This window comes from Sorangium sp. So ce367 (genome assembly GCF_051520455.1).
Lineage (GTDB): Bacteria > Myxococcota_A > Polyangia > Polyangiales > Polyangiaceae > Sorangium > Sorangium cellulosum_B.
In genome coordinates, this window is sequence record NZ_CP150334.1 from 8,597,387 (window position 1) to 8,615,207 (window position 17,821).

A 17,821-nucleotide genomic window follows, 5' to 3' on the forward strand; every position below is an offset into this window, starting at 1 on the left:
GGGCGAGCGCGCCTCACTCGTCGATCACGAACTCCACGCGGCGGTTCTTCGCCAGGCTCGCCGGGTCGTCTCCCTCGGCCACCGGCTTGTCCGACCCGAAGCCCTCGGCCGTGAGCCGGCCCGGGCTGACGCCCTTCTGGATCAGGTACTTCCGGACCGCCTCGGCGCGCTGCTCGCTCAGCTCCTGGTTCAGCTCGGGCGTGCCGGTCTCGTCGGTGTGCCCCTCCACCCGCAGCCGCTCGATCTCGGGGTTCGCCTTCATGACGAGCGCCACCTGATCCAGGGTCCTGTACGAGTCCGGCTCGAGCTCGGCCGAGCCGGTCCGGAAGCGGATGGTGTCCCGGATCACAAACTCCCCCTCCTCGTAGGCGACCCGCGGCTCGCCCTTGTCGGGGCAGCCGTCGTCGTCCTCGACGCCGTTGATCGTCTCCTTCTCGTCCGGGCACTCGTCGTCCGCGTTCGGCACGCCGTCGTGATCGTCGTCGGCGTCCTCCTCGGGGCAGCCGTCGCTGTCGTAGTCGGCGTCGCGATCCTCCGGGACGTCGGGGCACTGGTCGCGCTCGTCGTCGACGCCGTCGTGGTCCCTGTCGTGCGAGGTCGGCGTGTACTTCACGCCCGCGAACACGCGGAAGATCGGCACGCCGTAGCCGGCCAGCGCGCCGATCCCCGGGCCCGCTGTGATCTCCCACTCCTCGCTCGGGTTGATCTTCACGTAGCCGAGCGCCTCGAGCGGCGTCTCCTCCTCGTCGAGGTTGTCCGCGGCGATGCCGATGCCACCGTTCGCCTCGGCGCCGATCTCGACCTTCCCGTCGATGCCGCCGAAGCGGTAGCCGAGCGCCGCGGCGTACGTCAGCTCGCTCGCCGCCTCGACGTTCTCGTACGTCGTCCCCTCGCGGATCGCGACGCCCGCGTTGACGCCGAACCTGAGGCCGGGCGCGAACCGGTGATCGAGCACGATGCGCGGCCAGAACACGACGTTGCGCGCGCCGCCCGCGAAATCTCCTGTGTGCGTCGGGACGCGCAGCTCGGCCACGAGGCCGAGGCCGATGGAGTCGCGGTCGTCGAGCAGGCGCAGCTTCGGCACGAGCCGGATGTCGCCGAGGCCCGCGAACGACGGAGAGCCCTCGCCCGACTGCGCGAGGAAGAACGGGATGTCGAGGCCGAGCGCGAACGGCTCGGCGATCGTGACCGACGCCATGAGATCGGCGCCCAGGCGGCCGCTCACGATCTGGCTGCGCACCTCGCCGTCGCCCGTCGCGACGATCAGCGGGTTGCGGGCGTAGTTCAGGAACAGCCCGAACGCCCATGGATCGCCGGGCTCGCGGACGCCGGAGCCCTCCGTGACGACGAAGGCGTCGTGGGTGACGGCCGGCTTGAAGCGCTCGACGTCGATGTCCGTGCTCTGCGCCGACGCGGGCGTCGCGGCGGCGAGGACCGCGCAGGCAGCGCAGGTGATGGCGGCGAGGATCGGTGCGCGCATGGTTCTCCTCTTCATCGGCTTCATCGGCCGGCTCCGGGTCCGCGGCGCGGGCGCCTCCGCAACCGGAGCGCGAGCCCGCCGGCGGCGAGCAGCGACAGGGCTCCCCCTCCGTACGGCGCGGGCCCCGCCGCGCAGGCGCAGGCGCCGCCCTGGACCGCATCCCCCGGCAGGAGATCTGGTCCGCCCGGGCCGCCCGCGCCGCTCGACGCCCCGCCGTCGACGCAGCGCCCGGTCGGCGCGCAGCGCAGGTCCGCGCCGCACTCGGACGCGCTTGGCGAGCACGGGCCGCACTGCCCGCTGACACACACGAGGTCGCCGCACTGGGCGTTCGACGTGCAGGTGTCCCCGGGCGTGGGGACGCACCGGTTGTCCGCGGAGCAGTCCTCGTCCGCGTCGCAGTCGACATCGTCGACGCACGACACCGGCAGGATGCAGTCGCCGTCCACGCAGATGCCCCTGCCGGCGCAGTCCGCGTCGCGCGTGCAGCCGGAGGGCGGGACGATCACGTCGGGCACGCGGTCGCCGTCCGCATCGCCGGCCACGCACGGCGCGGAGAGGCCGATGTCGAGATCGCCCGGCCCGAGCGCCGCCGCGTCGTTCACCGACCGGAAGTACAGGTTCGCCTCGCACGCCACGCCGACGCCCACGAGGTCGAGCGCGATGGATGCCTGCGCGTACCCCCGCGTCGGGTCGTTGATCAGCAGGGGGTCGAGGTCCGTCCCTGCCTCGGTCGCGACCTGCGCGCCCGTCACGTCGACAGGCTCGTACCGCCCCGACGCCCCAGCGAAGGACCAGACCCTCACGAGCGTGCCGTCGCCCTTCACGCCGAGCACGACCTCGTAGCCGCCCGGCGACTCGTCGTTCGTGAACCGGTCGTCGATCCCCGCCGTCGCGGCGGTGCCGCCGGTCTGCCGGTTCCTGTCGGTGTCGATGAACACGAAGAGCGTCGTCTCCCCGCTGATCGCGGCCGTCTCCGACACATACCCGCGCACCCAGAACCGCCCATCGGCGGCGACCGCGTACGCGGAGCGGAAGTCGATCGATCGCTCCGGCGTGTCGAAGGTCTCGCCGTCGCCCGCGACGTCCTCGTCGCCGTAGGGCCACCGCGGCTCCCCGGTCCTGTCGATCGCGACGATCTCGTCGAGCAGCGGCGTCGTCCGCCCGCCCGTCCACGTCTGAGCGGACGAGCTCCTCGGAACGAGCGCGACGCCGAGCGCCGCGCCGACAGCCAGCGGCGCGACCCACGAGCGCCCCCGCGCGCACCCATCTTTGTGTTGTGCCATGGCGGGGAGCATCCTCGCACAGGTCGCCGCAACCCTTACAAATGAAAGGCGATTCGCGCCCAGAGTGCGCAAGGGTGCGCGCCTGCAATACCATGCATCCACACCTCCGTTCGCGCGCGAGCGGGGAGCGGGAGAGGCGCTCACCGTCGATGCGATGTCGATGCGCTCACCCGCCTTGCCGACTGGGCAGCTGATCATCGCTCCTTCTCCCTCCCCGCGCGCATGAGCGGAGCGCGGCGAGCGCGGTAGAGGGCGATCGCGCGCGCCGGAGGCGCGGCCTCCACGCGCGGCGCCCCGGAGCGTCGAGCGACCGTGACGCGGGCGACCGAGCGCCCCTTCTTTTCATCACCGAGCGGCTCGCCGTGGCCTCCGGCGCGATCACATGGCTTGGCCACGCGCCCGGCTTCTGTAACTGTCCCGCGGTCAGTTACGCGTCGCTGCGCCGCCGTGGGCTCGGGGGGTCCGAGCGCTGGCGCCTGGCCTCGCGAGATGAATCCCTCTTCCGATCGAAGGAACCGCGATGCACTGCACACTCCAGAAACACCGCCCCGGAGCGCTCCGCGTGGCTTGCCTGCTGCTTGGGTCGCTCGCCGCCGCGTGCTCGGACGAGGGCCCGGCGCCGCTCGAGGGGAGCGCGTTCGACGTCGAGCGTTACGACCTCCGGGGCGAGTTCGACTGGGAGCGGAGCCGCCTCGTGGCGACGCTGGGCCTCACGCTGTCGCTCACCGGAGACGGCCCGAGGGCGGTGGTCCTCGACAGCGCCGTCGCCGAGGTGAAGGAGGTCCGGCGGAAGGGCGGCGGGGCGCTCCCGCACGCGCTCGATCGCGAGCGCCAGGCGCTCGCGATCGACCTCTCGAGCGAGCCCGAGGCGATGAGCGGCGCGCCGATCACGCTCGAGATCGACTACGAGGCGCTCTCCGGCGACGCCCTCCGCGCGGTGCCGGCGCGCATGGGCGATCCGGTCGCCGTGCGCGCCGTCTACACGGTGTCGGAGCCGCTCGGCGCGTCGCGGTGGATGCCGTGCCACAACGCGCCCTCGGACCGGGCCATCTTCTCGATCGCCATGCGCGTCGACGGCGGCGAGGCGCTGATCGCCAACGGCGATCTCGTCGGCGACGAGGATCTCGGGGCGTCGGGCCACCTCGTCCGGTACGAGACCGCCTACTCGCTGCCGCCCTACCTCATGGCGTTCGCGATCGGCGACTTCGAGGTCGAGCGCGGGACGAAGGGCGATCTCCCCATCGCGGTCTGGCATCGCCGCGGGCTGCCGGGCGATCACGGCAGGATGGTGGACGAGCTCGCGCGCGCCATCGGCCGCTTCGAGGAGTTGCTCGTGCCGTACCCCTTCGAGAAGTACGCGCTCGTGCTCCTGCCGGACTTCTCGGTGGGCGGGATCGAGCACGCGAGCATCAGCTTCCAGCGCGAGGAGCGGAGCACGCAGCCGGCGCTCGCCTCGGATCTCCTGCTCACGACGCACGAGCTCTCGCACCAGTGGTTCGGCGACCTCGTGACGGTGGAGAGCTGGGACGACCTCTGGATCAAGGAGGGCATGGCGACGCTGCTCGAGCAGGAGGGCGTCCGGGTCTACACGGACGAGAGCGGCGCGGGGACGCTGAACGGCGACGAGCTCGGCCCCCGGGACGGCGACGCCGTCCGCGATCCGTCGCTCGCGCCGGGCGAGAAGTACACGAGCGGCCCCTACGGCCGCGCCGCCTGGCTGCTCACCCAGATCCGCAGCCTCGCCGGCGAGGAGGCGTTCTGGTCGGCGCTCCGCGGGGTGCTCGAGGAGCGCCGGTTCGGGACCATCGGCACGGACGCGTTCCTCGACGCCTTCGCGCCGGCGCTCGGCCCGGAGGCGGCTGCGCGCGCGCGGCGCGCGGTCGTCGCCAAGGCGCTCCCGTGGCTCACGGTCGACCCCGCGCCCTCCGGCGGGGCGTTCGTGACGGTGCACGACCCGGAGGGCGCGCTCGTCGCGCCCCTGGAGCTCGCGTGGGTGGCCGGCGACGGCCCGACCCGCGTGCAGACGCTCACGCCCGGCGAGCGCGTCGAGGTCGCGCCCGCGCGCCCGGGCGAGCTCCTCGTCGTCGATCCCCAGGACCGCCACCCCGAGTGGGCCTTCCTGACCACCGATCGCGATCTCGAGGCCTACGCCGCGACGCTCGCTCCGCGCCGCGTCCCCGCGGACCCCGAGGGCGTCTCGCGCTTCCTCGACGTGGGCGGCGCGCACCAGCTCGCCGCGCTCCAGGACGGCCTGCCCGAGGGGCTCGCGCCCGAGGAGTTCGAGGCGTTCGTCGAGGGCCTCGACGGCGAGGCGGCCCGGGCGGTATCGCTCGCCGCGGCGTGCGACGTCGCGTGCGCGCCGGGCCTCGACGCCGACGCCCGCGGCGCGTGGTCGAGCGTGCTCACCGGCCTCTTCGCTGGAGCGCCTCACAGCTACGGCCTCGACTACGTGGGAAGCTACGCGTCGTGCGGCGCCGTCGTGTCCCCCGAAGCGCTGTTCGCCGAGGACTGGTCCGCGCTCGAGACCGGGCTCGCCTCGGGCGGCGTCTCCGACGTGCGGCTCCAGTACCTGTCCAAGTTCAAGCTGCCGCCCGAGGCGGCGCTCCGCACGTGGGGCAGGGTCGCGCAGATGGCGAGCTCGGTGCGCGCGCGTGTGCTCGCGATCCGGCACCTCGCGACGTACGTTGACGGGCTCGACCCGGCTGTCCTCTCGGTCTTTCGCGCCTTCTTCGCCGGCGTGCTCGGCGCGACCGATGTCTCCGATGTCCTCGCCGCGGATCTCCGCGCCGTGGTGGCCTCCGCCGCGCCCACGGCGGCCGGCAACCAGGGAGCGCTGGACGGCCTCGCCCGGGTGCTCCGCTCGCCTGCGGCCCGCTCGGCCCACCCCGCCGCCGTCTGCGCGGCGTTCGCGCTGACGAGGGGTGACGAGCAGGCTTTCCGCCGCTTCGCCGCGGGGATCGAGGGCGCCGACGTGACGGACACCACGGCCGAGCTGCTGCGCTCTCCCGTCAATTGCCTCTGACGCTCGCTCGCTGCGACATCCCATCTCGCATCTCCCGCCGCCGGCCTCGCTCCAGGGCGAGGCCGGCCCTCTGCGCCGCAGCCGAACGCTGCTATGCTCCGCTGCCCATGTCGGAGCTCGTCCAACTTCTTCGCCAGAACGCCCCGATAGCTCGCATCGCCGAGCACCTCGATGGCCTGACGCACGAGGAGCGCCGCAGCGCCCTGTCGACCACGACGCGCGCGGATCAGCGGGCGCTCTATGCCGCCGCGAGCCACGCTCTCCCGATCACGCTCGACTTCTTCGTCCCGGACGGCACCCCGCCCCGCGTGGCGGTTCATCACGAGGGCAGGAACAGCCTTCCTCTCCCGCCAACATTCCGCTTCTTCGAGAAGCGTTTTGCCTTGCCCGAGGACGGCAGCGCTCGGCTCTTCGGTTACAACGAGGGGCTCACGCGTCCCTGGGTTGGCCCGGGCTTCTTCGTGGCGGTCCCGACGGCCGGCAATCCTGCGTGGCAGGAGCGTGGCGCCATCGTGATCGACTACTTCCAGGTCCCTGACGGCCCCGTACCTGACGGCTGGCCCCGGGTCGTCCCCAACAGCAAAGGACTCCAGTTCTTCGTCTACAACGGAACCCGTGATTTCATGCGCCGGGTCTCGAAGGACGTGTCCATCGGCGCGGCGTTCAAGGGCGAGCGCTCACTCGACCATTACTTCACGCTCTGCCGCTCGCCGTCCGCGTAGCCGTCACCAACGTTCACGTTTACGTGAACGTGAACGTGAACGTGAACGTGAACGTGAACGTTTACGTGGTCGTGGTCGTGGTCGTGGTCGTGGTCGTCAACGATAGGTCGTGAACGACCACGACCACGACCACGTAAACGACCACGACCACGTAAACGACCACGACCACGACCACGTAAACGTTCGGAGGTAGGAGAACGCGGCGCGAAGCGTGGTGAACGCCTACGCCCCCTAGTTTGGCTGGGGCCCCCCTCCCAGCCGCGACAGCATCCCCTTTCGCAGGAGCCCCACCTTGTTCCGCATCGCGGTCACCTGTTGCCGCATGCCGTCCGCCTGCTCCGCGAGGTCGACGATCCCCGCGGTCGTCGCCGCCTGGGCGAGGGTGCGCGCCTCGTCGGCGAGGCGCCCCATTCTCCCTTCCACCTCGTCCATCGCCGCCACCACCTCATGGATCTGCTCCGGCGTCGTCGCATCCCGCTGGCGCGCCGCGGTCTCCTGCACCAGCTGGTTGATGCTCCGCCCCTCCTCCCCGAGCGCCGCGAAGCGCTGGAACAGCTCCCCGAGCTGCTCCGCCCGCCGCTTGATCTCCTCGCCGCGCGCCGCGAGCGCCGTGGCGGTCGCCTCGTGGCGATCCCGCGCCGCCGCGATCGCCGCGATGAGCGACCCGAGCGCCATGCTCACGCGCTGCTGCGCCTCGGCCGCCTCGGTCGTCGACTTCGCCGCGCGCTCGATCCCCTTGCGGGTGTCGAGGGAAAGCCGCCGCGCCGACTCCGCGAGCTCCTCGAAGCGGACGAGCTCGCGCTCGAGCGCATGCGCCGCTTCCGCGAGCTCGCCCCCGCCCTTGCCGTGATCGTCCTTCCCGCCCCCGCGACCGTTCTTCTCGCGCTTGTTCACGTCACACTCCCTGCGCTGCCTGTCCCACCTCCTGGGAGGCCCCGCCGTTTCGCCTGCTGGCGATGTTCGGACCGGTGTACTGTATCAAAACGGCGGCTCGTACGTCGGACGCACCTCGGAGGAACGAATGCGAAGCGCGTGGCTCGTCCTCGTCGGAGTTCATGCCCTGCTGGGCTGCGGAGCTGCGCCGCGGAGAGAGCCGGCCGCCGACGCCGACCCCACGCACGCCGGGGTCGCCGCCCCGCGCGCCGTCCCGGAGGGCTCGACCCGCGAGGCGCGCGCCGCCCTGCGCTCGCCCGAGGAGAAGGAGCGCGCCGCCCTGCGCCCGCCCAGGAGCACGCGCGCCCGCGACACCGCGCCCGAGGCCCCCAAGCCGCGCGCCCCGATCCCGCTGTCCGACAAGGCGAGCACGCCTGTCCGCTCCGCCGGGAACAACAGCCCGCCCGCCCGCTCGCCCGTGAAGGAGCGCGCCCCGATCTCCCGCCCCACCCCCATCTCCCGCCCCACCCCCATCTCCCTCCCCGGGAAAGGCGGCGCCGCGCGCTCGATCGAGGCCGACTGCAAGGCGCTCGGCCCGGAGGTCCAGAAAGCCTCGAGGATGATCGAGGTGCTCCGGCAATCCGACCTGAACACGCCGCCCGACGTGCTCGGGAGGATCGCGGATCGGCTCGACCTCTGGGCCCGCGCGGCCGCGGTCCAGGCCTCCGATCCGGAGCTCGCCCAGGGCGCCAAGGACCTCCGGGAGAGCTTCGCCCGGACCGGCGCCGCGGCCCGCAAGCTCCAGGCGTCGCTCGGCGCTCACGACCGCAAGAAGGCCGGTGTCGCCCGCGCCGGCCTGGAGCGGGAGCTCGACCAGGACGCCAAGGCCGTGAGGGGCATTGCCGCCCGTTGCAAGAGCAACCCCTATGACCCGATGAAGGGCAAAGCCCATATCCCGCCTCACGTCGTGCGGAGCGTCGTCCAGGAGCGCTTCGGCGAGATGCGCGCTTGCTTTGAAAAGGGCCTTCGCCAGAACCCCAAGCTCCAAGGGCGCCTGCCCGTACACCTCGTCGTCGATGGCGAAGGGAAGGTCACCTACGCGGGTGACGCCGACCGCCCGCCCGAGGACGCGCCGCTCCTCATTGCGCTGCCCTCGCCCGGCGCGACGCCGCCGTCGTCGCCCGCTCCCCCGCTCCGCGACGCCAAGGTCGTCGGCTGCGTGCTCGAGGTCTTCCGCGGCCTCCGATTCCCCTCCGCCGCAGACCGCAAGAGCGTTGCGACGGTGGTCTATCCCGTCGTCTTCGGTGTGGACGACAACCGCTCTCCAGCGACCTCCTCCAGGTGACGCACAGCGCAATCGCGGCAGCGAGGCGCTGGCCCCTTGCCGTCCGGGCGAGGCCGACGCCAAGCACGCTCAGCCTCACTTGCGCCACTTGCAAAGTTATTTCCTTCTCAGGGGCCTGAGGGTAAGCATTCCGCCGATGAAGCTCTCGCTCACCGAGCTCCAGGACATCCGCCGCACGCTCGCGGCGCGCATCGTCTTCGGCCTCTCCACGCCCGGCACCGAGATCGCCGCGCTCCCTGCCTATCTCGCGCCGCCGCCGGGAGGGATGATGGGCCGCGCCGTGGTGGTCGACGCGGGCGGCACGAACCTGCGCGCCGCCATCGTGGAGCTCTTGCCGGGCGGCGAGTCGCGCATCGTCGCCGGGCCCGTGCCTGCGAAGTTCCCGGGCGGGCCGGAGATCACGGGCGACGCCTTCTTCGACGTGCAGGCGGAGCTGGTCGAGCGCCTGGGCGCCGTGCACGGCTTGCCAGTAGGGTACTGCTTCTCGTATCCGTCGGAGACGCTGCCGTCGCTCGACGCGCGGCTGCTCCGCTGGACCAAGGGCGTCCAGGTCGCCGGGGTCGAGGGCACCAGCGTGGGCGAGCGGCTCGGCCGGGCGCTCGGCGCGCGGAGGCTCCGGCCCGGTCCGGTCCGGGTGCTGAACGACACGGTGGCGAGCCTGCTCGGGGGTGCCTTCGCGCACGGCGGGGCGCAGCCCGCGGCGTTCATCGGGCTCATCGTGGGGACGGGGACCAACATGGCCACGTTCCTCCCCGCCGGCCGGATCCCGAAGCTCAAGACGGGTCACTTCGTCGCGCCGATGGCGGTCAACCTCGAAAACGGAAACTTCAACCCTCCGCACCTCCAGCCGTTCGACGCGGAGCTCGACGCGACCTCGGAGAACCCCGGCGCGCAGCGGTTCGAGAAGGCGGTGTCGGGCGCCTACCTGCCCCGGCTCTTCGGGCGGCTGTGCCCGGGCCACGCCCCGCTGGCGAGCTCCGCGGATCTCGTGCGGCTCCGCGACGAGGGCGCCGACGAGGAGCGGCAGGTGGCTGGCGACCTGCTCCAACGCTCGGCCGACCTCGTGGCGGCGGGGCTCGCGGCCGTCACCGACGTGCTCGACAGCCCTCCTGGGGTCGGCATCCTGGCGGAGGGCAGCCTCTTCTGGGGCGATCCCCGCTATGCGCCGCGGGTGCAGGAGACGCTGCGCGCCCTCGTCGGCTCTCGCGTCGAGCCCCGGATCGCCCGGCTCGAGCATGTCAACCTCATCGGGTCGGCCTGCGCCGCGCTGTTCGCCTGAACGGCCGCGCGCCGCTTCCCCTCGCCGCTCGCTGCGCCGCGGGGGAGGCGCCGGGCCTTTGGGCGCGCGAGCTGCTCGGCCAGGGGGGAGCACAGGGATGCCCGGGGATCTTCGCCATCGCCTGCCTTCGCGGGACCGGTCGAGCGCGGCCACGCCCGCGTCCGCCTGGCTGTGGGGTGTCCCCGTCGGCGGTCCGAGGCGGCAGGATCACACATTTCTGGCCGAATCCGTTTTTTGCGACCACCATGACGCAGCGTCGACCCCATGGGAGGAGCTCGTCCGTTGATGTGTGAAACAACAGCGCGCTTCGGCTCGACCGGACCGGTCGGGCGGGTGGAGCGCTTCCGGTCGTCGCGGGCGGGCCCCGGTGGCCGGAATGGCTATTGTCTTTAGAGAGATGCTCCCGTCGAACCGCAGACTCGCGTTCCGCAGGCAGCCTCACCTGCTCGACGACACCGGGAGCGTCGGCGTGTGGATCACGCAGCCGGCGGGCATGGTCGTCCAGCTCTTGCGGGAGACGGTGGCGACCGGTGAGGCCGCGCGGTTCATCTCGGTCGACGCGTACCAGAAGCTCGTGGGCGTCATGCGCCCGGGGGAGCGGGCGTTCTTCATCTACGACATGGCGCTCATGGTGCGGTACGAGAGCGAGGCGCGCGTGATCCTGACCCAGTGGGGGCTCAACGTGCGCGACAAGATCGAGCACATCGTCGTCCGCCCGCCCCCGGAGATGAACAAGCTCGGGCGCATGGGGATCCAGACGATCGGGGCGGCGATGAGCCTGGCGGGGGTGCAGCTCGACATCGTGGACGACATCGAGCCGTTCCTGCGCGAGCAGAACCTGCGGCCGCGGATCAGCCTCACCTGAGACGAGGCCTCGGCGGCCGCCGGGCGTCAGTGCCCGCCGCCGGTGCCCTTGATGTCCAGCTGAGGACGGGAGGGGTGCGGCCAGTCGAGGTGGAAGAACTTGCCGCGCGGCTGATCCGTGCGCTCGTAGGTGTGCGCCCCGAAGTAGTCTCGCTGCGCCTGCAAGAGGTTCGCAGGCAGGTGGGCCGCGCGGTACCCGTCGTAATACGACAGGGCCGACATGAACGCAGGCGCCCAGACGCCGTTCTGCGCTGCGATCGACACCACCTTGCGCCAGTTCGACTGCCCCTGCTTGATCTGATCGTTGAAGTACGGATCGAGCAGCAGGTTCGTCAGGCCAGGATTGCGCGTGTACGCCTCCGTGATCTTCTGGAGGAAGCGGGCGCGGATGATGCAGCCGCCGCGCCAGATGCTCGCGATCGTGCCGAAATCAAGCGTCCACTTGTACTCCGCCTGCGCCGCCGCCATGAGCTGGAAGCCCTGCGCATAGGCGCAGATCTTCGAGCAATACAGCGCGTCGCGGATCGCCGTGATCGTCCCCTGCCGGTCCGCGACCGGGGTCGGGGTCGGGCCAGAGAGCTGCTTCGAGGCCTCGACGCGCTCGTCCTTCAGCGCAGAGAGGCAACGGGCGAACACCGCCTCCGCAATCGCGTTGGCAGGGATGCCCATGTCGAGCGCGTTGCTGCTCGTCCACTTGCCCGTACCCTTCTGCCCCGCCGTGTCGAGGACGAAATCGACGAACGGCTTGTCCTTCTGGACAGGGTCCTTCTGCTGGAGGATATCGGCGGTGATCTGGATGAGGTACGAGTCGAGATCTCCGCTGTTCCACTCGGAGAAGACCCGGGACATCTCGTCCTTCGACATCCCGAGCAGCCCGTCGAGGAGCGTGTACGCCTCGCAGATGAGCTGCATGTCGATGTACTCGATGCCGTTGTGGACCATCTTCACGTAATGGCCCGCGCCGTTCGGCCCGATGTACGCCGTGCAAGGGACCCCGCCCTCCACCGGCTTGCCGGGGGACGCGCCCTCGATCGGCTTGCCGGTCGCCGGATCGACCTTGGCGGCGATCGCGCGCCAGATCGGCTCCAGGTGCTGCCAGGACGCGGGATCGCCGCCGGGCATCAGCGAGGGGCCGAAGCGCGCCCCCACCTCGCCGCCGGAGACGCCCGAGCCGAAGAACTTGCACTGCTTCGCGTACTCCTGCTCCCGGCGGATCGTGTCGGTCCAGAGCGAGTTGCCCAGATCGACGACGATATCGTCCGGCTCGACGCCCGCCTCGATGAGCTGCTTGACCACCATGTCCACCGGCGGACCGGCCTTGACCAGGATCACCGCCTTGCGCGGCTTCTTCAGCGCGCGGACGAAGTCCTTCAGCGTCTCGCAGCAGACCAGGCCGCCGGGCGTGCTCGGGTTCCTCGCGACGAAGTCCTTCGCGACCTGCACCGTGCGGTTGTACACGGCGACCTTGAACCCGTGGTCGGCCATGTTGAGCGCGACGTTCTCGCCCATGACGGCCAGCCCGATCATGCCGATGTCGCAGCTGGATGTGGCATCATTCATCCCGGTTCTTCTCCTTCACACGTGGCTCTTTCGCCGCCAGCGACCGCTGTGCTGCGCGGCCAGGACGGCGGGTCAGCAAGCCGCGAGCCGCGAATCGCAGGCCGCAGGCCCGCGCGCCGTCGATCTCGCTGGGTCGGCTGGGAGCCACGGGCGCGCATTCTGAGCAGGCCGGCGGCGCGGCGTCCAGTGCGCTCGCACGCCGTGGTAGACTCTCGCCGATGCGACCGGGCCCGGCGCTCGCAGGCCTCCTGCTCCTCGCCTCCGCAGCAGCCTCGGCCTGCGGGCCGACCACGTACAACGTCCGCGCCGCCCGCGCCTTCGCGAACGAGGACGCCCGCCGCGCCATCATCGACGATCGCGCCGCGGATCTGGAGCGAGCGGCCTGGCTCGCCGACGAGGTCCTCTCGAGCACCCCGTACTCCCCGGGAGACGCGTGGATCGCGGCGCTCCGCCTCGACGACGTCGAGGCGGAGCGGCTCCGCGCGCGCCTCGAGGAGACGCCCCCCTACGACGGAGAGCACGAGGTCCCGCTCGCCAAGCTCTACCGCGCGAAGCTCGACGAGGCGCTCGCCCGCGCGGCGGCGCGCGGTGAGCGCGGCGCGCCGCCCGCGTTCGCGCGCCTCTTCGACGCGCTCGCGGCGCTCGCGGCGCCGTCGGGCGAGGCGAGCGCCGCGAGCCGCCTGCCGGCCGCGTGGCAGGCGCTCGCCGAGCACGCGCGGGCGCTCGCCGCCGAGGAGCGGAGCGTCGAGCGGCTCTCGGCCGGGAGGCCCCTCGGCGCCCCCGACACGCCCGAGATCGCCGCCGCGAAGGCGAGGGCCGCCGCGCGGCGGCGGGCGATCGCCGGAGCGCACCGGGACGTCGCTCTCGCCGCCGCCGCGCTCCGCGCGGCGAGCGCGGGGCAGGAGCCCGCCCGGACGATCGCGCGCGACGCCCTCCAGGCGCTGTCGTTCGTCCTGCGAATGCACATCGAGGCGCTCGCCGTGGCGCCGTACGTCGTGAAGCAGGCCCGGCGGGTGGCGCGGGACGAGCCCGGCTACAGGGCCGCCGTGGCGCGCGCGGAGGCGATCTCCAGGGTGCTCGAGGAGCAGCGCGCGGCGCTCTCCGCCTGCGCCGAGGCGCTCTCCGCGCCGGCGCGGACGCCGCTCGAGGACACGGCGGGCTTCGAGGCCCAGGAGGGCTTTCTCGAGCAGGGCCGGGCGATCAGCCTCGACGCCGTCCACCTGAAGCTGAAGGGCGACGTCGAGCTCCTGTTCTTCCACCAGCTCGCGAGCGCGGGCTCCTCCGGCGGCGTCAACGATTACCGGGGCAGGACGCGGCGGCTCGCCTACGACGTCGATCCGGTGTTCATGGTCGGCGGCCGGGCGCTGCTCACGTACGACTTCGACCACGCGCGCGACGCCGCGCGGCTCAACGCCGGCTTCAAGACCGACCGGCTGTTCTCGTCGGGCGGCGACATCCAGTACGACGGCTCGCTCGGCAGGCTCCTCGGCCTGAACGGCTTCGCGAGCGACGTCTTCGACATCGGCGCCGACCTCGCCGGCGTGAGCACGAGCCTCAAGATCGCGCGGTTCACCGCCGGGAACGTGACCGAGCTCGCCGTCGATCCGGCGACCGACCGCGACGCCGGCGCCGTCGCCAGCGCGCCCTTCCAGCTCTTGCTCCGCCAGATCGACGTCGGCTTCGACCTGACGAAGCTCTTCCCGGAGGCCGCGGACGACCTCTACCTCGAGGAGCTGCTCGCTGGCTTCAGGTACATCGACTACAAGCTCCCGCGCATCTTCTATGCGCTCCGCGAGCGGGACCCGGGCGAGGGCGACGTCTACGTCTTCGAGCGGCAAAGCCCCGCCCAGAGCGTGACGTCGCGGTTCTACCAGGGCGGCTTCAGCGTGCGGATGGGCAACGGCGAGTGGCCGCGGCTCGCGCCGTTCGGCGATCTCGGCCTCTACGGCGGCGCCGGCCCGGTGCGCTACGCCTTCTCCGCGGATCCCGCGGTCCCCGGCGCCCCGCGCGAGGTCGACGAGGCGACGATGATCGCGCTCTCCGGCAACGTGTCGGTGGGGCTCCGGCTCCGCTTGACTTCGTACCTCAGCCGGCTCCGCCTGCTCACCGAGCTGTCCTACAACGTGGAGGCGATCGGCCAGGGTATCCTATCGAGTATCCGCGCGACCAGACGCGGAGACGAGACGATCTACACGATCGGTCGCAAGCTCGATATCGGCGGGTTCGACGTGTTCCACGGGCCCCGGCTGCTGGCGGTGCTCGTGCTCTGACGGGACAGGCGGCGCCCACGCTCCGCCGGTGCATCTGACGATGTCGATGTGTCTGTCGTGAAAAACGATCAGAACGGACGGGCGCCACATCACCGCTGAAGAGCCCCGTAAGCCACGGAATCACGGGATCTTCTCGCGGCGACGAGCGACCACGAGCGACCACGAGCGACGACCGTCGGCGCTCCGCGCGAGCGGCGCCAATCAGCGCAGGGCGCTTACCTGTTGCCTGGTGCGCGCAGATGTAACGAACGCGCCCTACATCGGGAGTTCCATGTGGGGAGTCTTACGGCCTGCAAGTTTGTAAGGTCTGCAAGTTAACGAGTGCGGCCGTCCGACCAGGTGGTGTAACCTCGTTCGACGCGGGTGAGACTATGTCGCTGAACTTCAACGAGGGGATGCTGTTCGCTGGTAGGTACCGCGTCGTGCGCAGCATCGCGACGGGTGCGATGGGGGCGGTCTACGAGGTCGTCCACGTCGAGACGGATCGGCGGCGGGCGCTCAAGGTCATGCACCCGCACCTCGCCGAGAACCCCGAGTTCCACGCGCGGTTCAAGCTCGAGGCGCGCATCGCCGCGCGCATAGCGACCGAGCACATCGTCGAGGTGTTCGACGCCGGGATCGACCTGGACACCGGCATGCCGTTCCTCGTGATGGAGCTGCTCCGCGGCGAGGAGCTCAGCAAGCGCATCCGCCGCGGCGGGCGCCTGCCGCCGGAGAACGCCATCGCCTACCTGCGCCAGACCGCGCACGCCCTGGACAAAACGCACGCGGCCGGCGTGGTCCACCGCGATCTGAAGCCCGCGAACCTCTTCCTCGCGGCGAGCGACGACGACGACGAGATCCGGATCAAGGTGCTCGACTTCGGCATCGCCAAGCTGGTCGCCGAGACGGCGGTCGAAGGGGCGAACACCGCCGCCCTCGGGACGCCGCTCTACATGGCGCCCGAGCAGTTCAGCGGCGAGACGATCACGCGGGCGGTCGACCTCTTCGCGCTCGGCATGATCGCGTACACGACCCTCGTCGGCAAGGCCTACTGGCTGAACGACATGCGCGAGTACAGCAACTCGCTCGCGTTCGCGGTGATCGCGATGCACGGCCCGCAGGAGCCCGCGTCCGCGCGCGCGGAGACGGAGGGGGTGAAGCTGCCCCCCGGCTTCGACGCGTGGTTCGCGAAGGCGACGGCGCGCGAGCCCGAGGCGCGCTTCCCGACCGCTTCGTCCGCGGTGGAGGCGCTCGCCGAGGTCTTCGACATCGCCCCCATGACGATCAGATCGTCGCGCCTCGTCGGGCTGGAGACGCCGATCCCGCGGATGAGCCAGCTGAACCAGGGGCCCGCGTCGTCGATGCCGGTGGCCGCCCAGTCGTCCACGGGCGTGGAGACCAGGGTCGGCACCGGAACCGGCGCGGCGGCGGCGCCGCGAAGCCGATCCGCGCTCGCCGTCGCGGCCATCGCCCTGGTCGGCGGCAGCGCCATCGCCTTCGCCGCGTTCAGCAAGGGCCGGTCCCCGGCCCCCGGCGCCACCGAGCACGCACAGGCGACGCAGGCTGCGGCCGTCGCGCCCCCCTCCACGCCGCCCGAGGCCGCCCCGGGCGCCGCCCGCCGCGAGGCGGCCGGCACGACGCCTGAGGCGGCCGGCACGCCCGAGGCGGCCGGCACGCCCGAGGCGGCCGGCACGCCCGAGGCGGCCGGCACGCCCAGGTCGACCGATCTCGCGGCGCCAGCGAGCTCCGCCGCCGCGCCGCCCGCGGACGGCGGCCTGGCCATCGCTCCCGAAGTGCTGGCGAACTCAAAGGCCTCGCCAGCGGCGCGCACCCCGGCGCCGCGCACCCCGGCGCCGCCGCCCGGCGCCTGGCGCAAGATCGCGCCGACCGCCTCCCCCTCAGCGAACGCGGCGAAGCCCCGGGAGTCGCTCTACGGGGCAGACTGAGCGCGGCCCCACAACGCGCTGATTTTTTGCCTGGGGCGGTCCCAAAGGAGGTATCTCCTGTTACCTCCGATGCGAATCTTCTGGCCCGGGTCCGTCTTGAGCGGACTACTGTGCATTGCTATCGCCGCGCCGGCGAGCGCGCAGCCCGACGCCGTGGCCGTGGCCGAGTCGCTCTTCAACCGCGGCCTCGCGGACATGCTGGCGGGGAAGTTCCAGACCGGCTGCCCTGCCCTCACCGAGAGCTACCGGCTCGATCCTCGCGCAGGGCGGCTGTTCACGCTCGCCGAGTGCGAGGCCAAGTGGGGGCGCACCGCGACCGCGGTCGCGCGCTACAACGACTTCCTTTCGCTCTACTCCCGCCTGTCCGAGTCCGAGCAGCTCAAGCAGTACGATCGCTACAAGCTCGTGCTCGAGCAGCGCGACGCGCTCGTGCCGCTCGTACCACAGCTCACGCTGTCGCTGCCGGCCGACGCGCCCGCTGGGACGCTGGTGCAGCGCGATGGCATCACGCTGGAGGGGCCTTCGCTCGGGATCGCGCTCCCCGTCAACCCGGGCGAGCACGTGGTGACGACGAAGGCGCCGGGCGGGCCCACGCACGAGGTGCGGTTCACGATCGAGAAGTCGGAGCAGAAGACGATCGAGCTCGAGGTGAAGCTCCCCGAGGCGCCGCCGCCCGGGCCGCCGGCGGATCAGCCGCTTCCCCATCAGCCCGCCTTGTCGTCGTCGCAGCGCGACGAGGGCGCGTCGCGGACGCCGGCGCCGACCGGGACCAGCGGCCGGCGCGTGCTGACATACGTGACGGGCGGGCTCGCCTTGGGCGGGCTGATCGCCGGGGGCGTGACGGGAGCGATGGCGCTCAGCGAGAGCCGCCACGCGGAGGAGGACTGCGACGACGTCGGCTCCGGCAGGGCGGTATGCAAGACCGCCGAAGGGCAGGCCGCTGGAAAGCGCGCGAAGGACCTGGGGCTGGTGAGCACGATCGGCTTCGGCGCCGGGGCGGCGCTGGCCGGGACGGCGCTCGTGCTCCTCCTGACGGAGCCCTCCTCGTCCGGCTCGCAGGCCAGCACAACCACCGGCGCACAGGCCAGCGCCGCGCCCTACCGCCAAGCAGGCGCAGTGAGCTGGTCGCTGCTCGCGGGACCGACCGGCGGCGGCGTCGTGGTGCGCAGCCAGTGGTGAACCAGCCCGCGCCTGT

The 17,821-nt window shown here is 72.0% G+C and carries 13 protein-coding genes; 8 read left to right on the forward strand and 5 right to left on the reverse strand.

Translation table 11 applies throughout. From position 1 onward, the window contains the following. Window positions 1-13 precede the first annotated feature (13 nt). From WME97_RS32520 to WME97_RS32530, 3 genes are all read right to left on the reverse strand, one after another. Complete coding sequence (locus WME97_RS32520) at window positions 14-1,480, reverse strand: OmpA family protein (protein ID WP_437543192.1); 1,467 nt, start codon at window positions 1,478-1,480, stop codon at window positions 14-16. A gap of 20 nt (window positions 1,481-1,500) precedes the next feature. Continuing rightward, a complete protein-coding gene (locus WME97_RS32525) occupies window positions 1,501-2,763 on the reverse strand; it encodes a hypothetical protein (protein ID WP_437543194.1) in 1,263 nt (420 codons plus the stop codon). Between the two features lie 194 nt (window positions 2,764-2,957). After that, window positions 2,958-3,158, reverse strand: a complete 201-nt coding sequence (locus WME97_RS32530) for a hypothetical protein (RefSeq protein ID WP_437543197.1) — start codon at window positions 3,156-3,158, stop codon at window positions 2,958-2,960. 125 nt (window positions 3,159-3,283) lie between these two features. Here WME97_RS32530 and WME97_RS32535 point away from each other — a divergent pair, with 125 nt between their 5' ends. Both WME97_RS32535 and WME97_RS32540 read left to right on the forward strand, forming a co-directional pair. Then, window positions 3,284-5,785 carry a M1 family aminopeptidase gene (locus WME97_RS32535; protein ID WP_437543199.1) on the forward strand — a complete coding sequence of 834 codons (2,502 nt, stop codon included), beginning with the start codon at window positions 3,284-3,286 and terminating at the stop codon, window positions 5,783-5,785. A gap of 107 nt (window positions 5,786-5,892) precedes the next feature. Then, a complete protein-coding gene (locus tag WME97_RS32540; protein WP_437543201.1) occupies window positions 5,893-6,507 on the forward strand; it encodes a hypothetical protein in 615 nt (204 codons plus the stop codon). Window positions 6,508-6,738: 231 nt separating this feature from the next. Here WME97_RS32540 and WME97_RS32545 read toward each other — a convergent pair whose 3' ends face one another. Continuing rightward, entirely contained in the window at window positions 6,739-7,401 is a 663-nt protein-coding gene (locus WME97_RS32545) for a hypothetical protein (RefSeq protein WP_437543204.1), read from the reverse strand. Between the two features lie 127 nt (window positions 7,402-7,528). Between WME97_RS32545 and WME97_RS32550 the strand changes: the two genes are divergently transcribed. The 3 genes from WME97_RS32550 (at window position 7,529) to WME97_RS32560 (ending at window position 10,869) form a co-directional block, all read left to right on the forward strand. Further along, window positions 7,529-8,725 (forward strand): hypothetical protein, encoded by a 1,197-nt coding sequence (locus WME97_RS32550; RefSeq protein ID WP_437543206.1) that lies wholly within the window; start codon window positions 7,529-7,531, stop codon window positions 8,723-8,725. 136 nt (window positions 8,726-8,861) lie between these two features. Further along, on the forward strand, window positions 8,862-10,004 hold the full coding sequence (locus WME97_RS32555) for a hypothetical protein (protein WP_437543207.1): 1,143 nt from the start codon (window positions 8,862-8,864) through the stop codon (window positions 10,002-10,004). Window positions 10,005-10,380: 376 nt separating this feature from the next. Further along, a complete protein-coding gene (locus WME97_RS32560) occupies window positions 10,381-10,869 on the forward strand; it encodes a hypothetical protein (protein ID WP_437543209.1) in 489 nt (162 codons plus the stop codon). Window positions 10,870-10,895: 26 nt separating this feature from the next. Here WME97_RS32560 and gndA read toward each other — a convergent pair whose 3' ends face one another. Further along, window positions 10,896-12,428: an NADP-dependent phosphogluconate dehydrogenase gene (gene gndA, locus WME97_RS32565; RefSeq protein WP_437543211.1), complete on the reverse strand. Its 1,533-nt coding sequence runs from the start codon at window positions 12,426-12,428 to the stop codon at window positions 10,896-10,898. Window positions 12,429-12,646: 218 nt separating this feature from the next. On the opposite strand from gndA, the gene WME97_RS32570 reads away from it, so the two are divergent. The 3 genes from WME97_RS32570 to WME97_RS32580 all read left to right on the forward strand — a co-directional run bounded on the left by WME97_RS32570 (window position 12,647) and on the right by WME97_RS32580 (window position 17,805). Further along, window positions 12,647-14,698, forward strand: a complete 2,052-nt coding sequence (locus WME97_RS32570) for a hypothetical protein (RefSeq protein ID WP_437543213.1) — start codon at window positions 12,647-12,649, stop codon at window positions 14,696-14,698. Between the two features lie 371 nt (window positions 14,699-15,069). Beyond that, complete coding sequence (locus WME97_RS32575) at window positions 15,070-16,626, forward strand: serine/threonine protein kinase (RefSeq protein ID WP_437543216.1); 1,557 nt, start codon at window positions 15,070-15,072, stop codon at window positions 16,624-16,626. A 96-nt stretch (window positions 16,627-16,722) separates the two neighbouring features. Continuing rightward, window positions 16,723-17,805, forward strand: a complete 1,083-nt coding sequence (locus tag WME97_RS32580; RefSeq protein WP_437543219.1) for a hypothetical protein — start codon at window positions 16,723-16,725, stop codon at window positions 17,803-17,805. Window positions 17,806-17,821: the final 16 nt, after the last annotated feature.

Bases quoted from the DNA above. Each gene is read 5' to 3' on its own strand.
- WME97_RS32525 (WP_437543194.1), bottom strand. From the start codon at position 2,763: ATGGCACAACACAAAGATGGGTGCGCGCGGGGGCGCTCGTGGGTCGCG.
- gndA (WP_437543211.1), bottom strand. From the start codon at position 12,428: ATGAATGATGCCACATCCAGCTGCGACATCGGCATGATCGGGCTGGCC.
- WME97_RS32535 (WP_437543199.1), top strand. From the start codon at position 3,284: ATGCACTGCACACTCCAGAAACACCGCCCCGGAGCGCTCCGCGTGGCT.
- WME97_RS32520 (WP_437543192.1), bottom strand. From the start codon at position 1,480: ATGCGCGCACCGATCCTCGCCGCCATCACCTGCGCTGCCTGCGCGGTC.
- WME97_RS32570 (WP_437543213.1), top strand. From the start codon at position 12,647: ATGCGACCGGGCCCGGCGCTCGCAGGCCTCCTGCTCCTCGCCTCCGCA.
- WME97_RS32540 (WP_437543201.1), top strand. From the start codon at position 5,893: ATGTCGGAGCTCGTCCAACTTCTTCGCCAGAACGCCCCGATAGCTCGC.
- WME97_RS32560 (WP_437543209.1), top strand. From the start codon at position 10,381: ATGGCTATTGTCTTTAGAGAGATGCTCCCGTCGAACCGCAGACTCGCG.
- WME97_RS32550 (WP_437543206.1), top strand. From the start codon at position 7,529: ATGCGAAGCGCGTGGCTCGTCCTCGTCGGAGTTCATGCCCTGCTGGGC.
- WME97_RS32575 (WP_437543216.1), top strand. From the start codon at position 15,070: ATGTCGCTGAACTTCAACGAGGGGATGCTGTTCGCTGGTAGGTACCGC.
- WME97_RS32555 (WP_437543207.1), top strand. From the start codon at position 8,862: ATGAAGCTCTCGCTCACCGAGCTCCAGGACATCCGCCGCACGCTCGCG.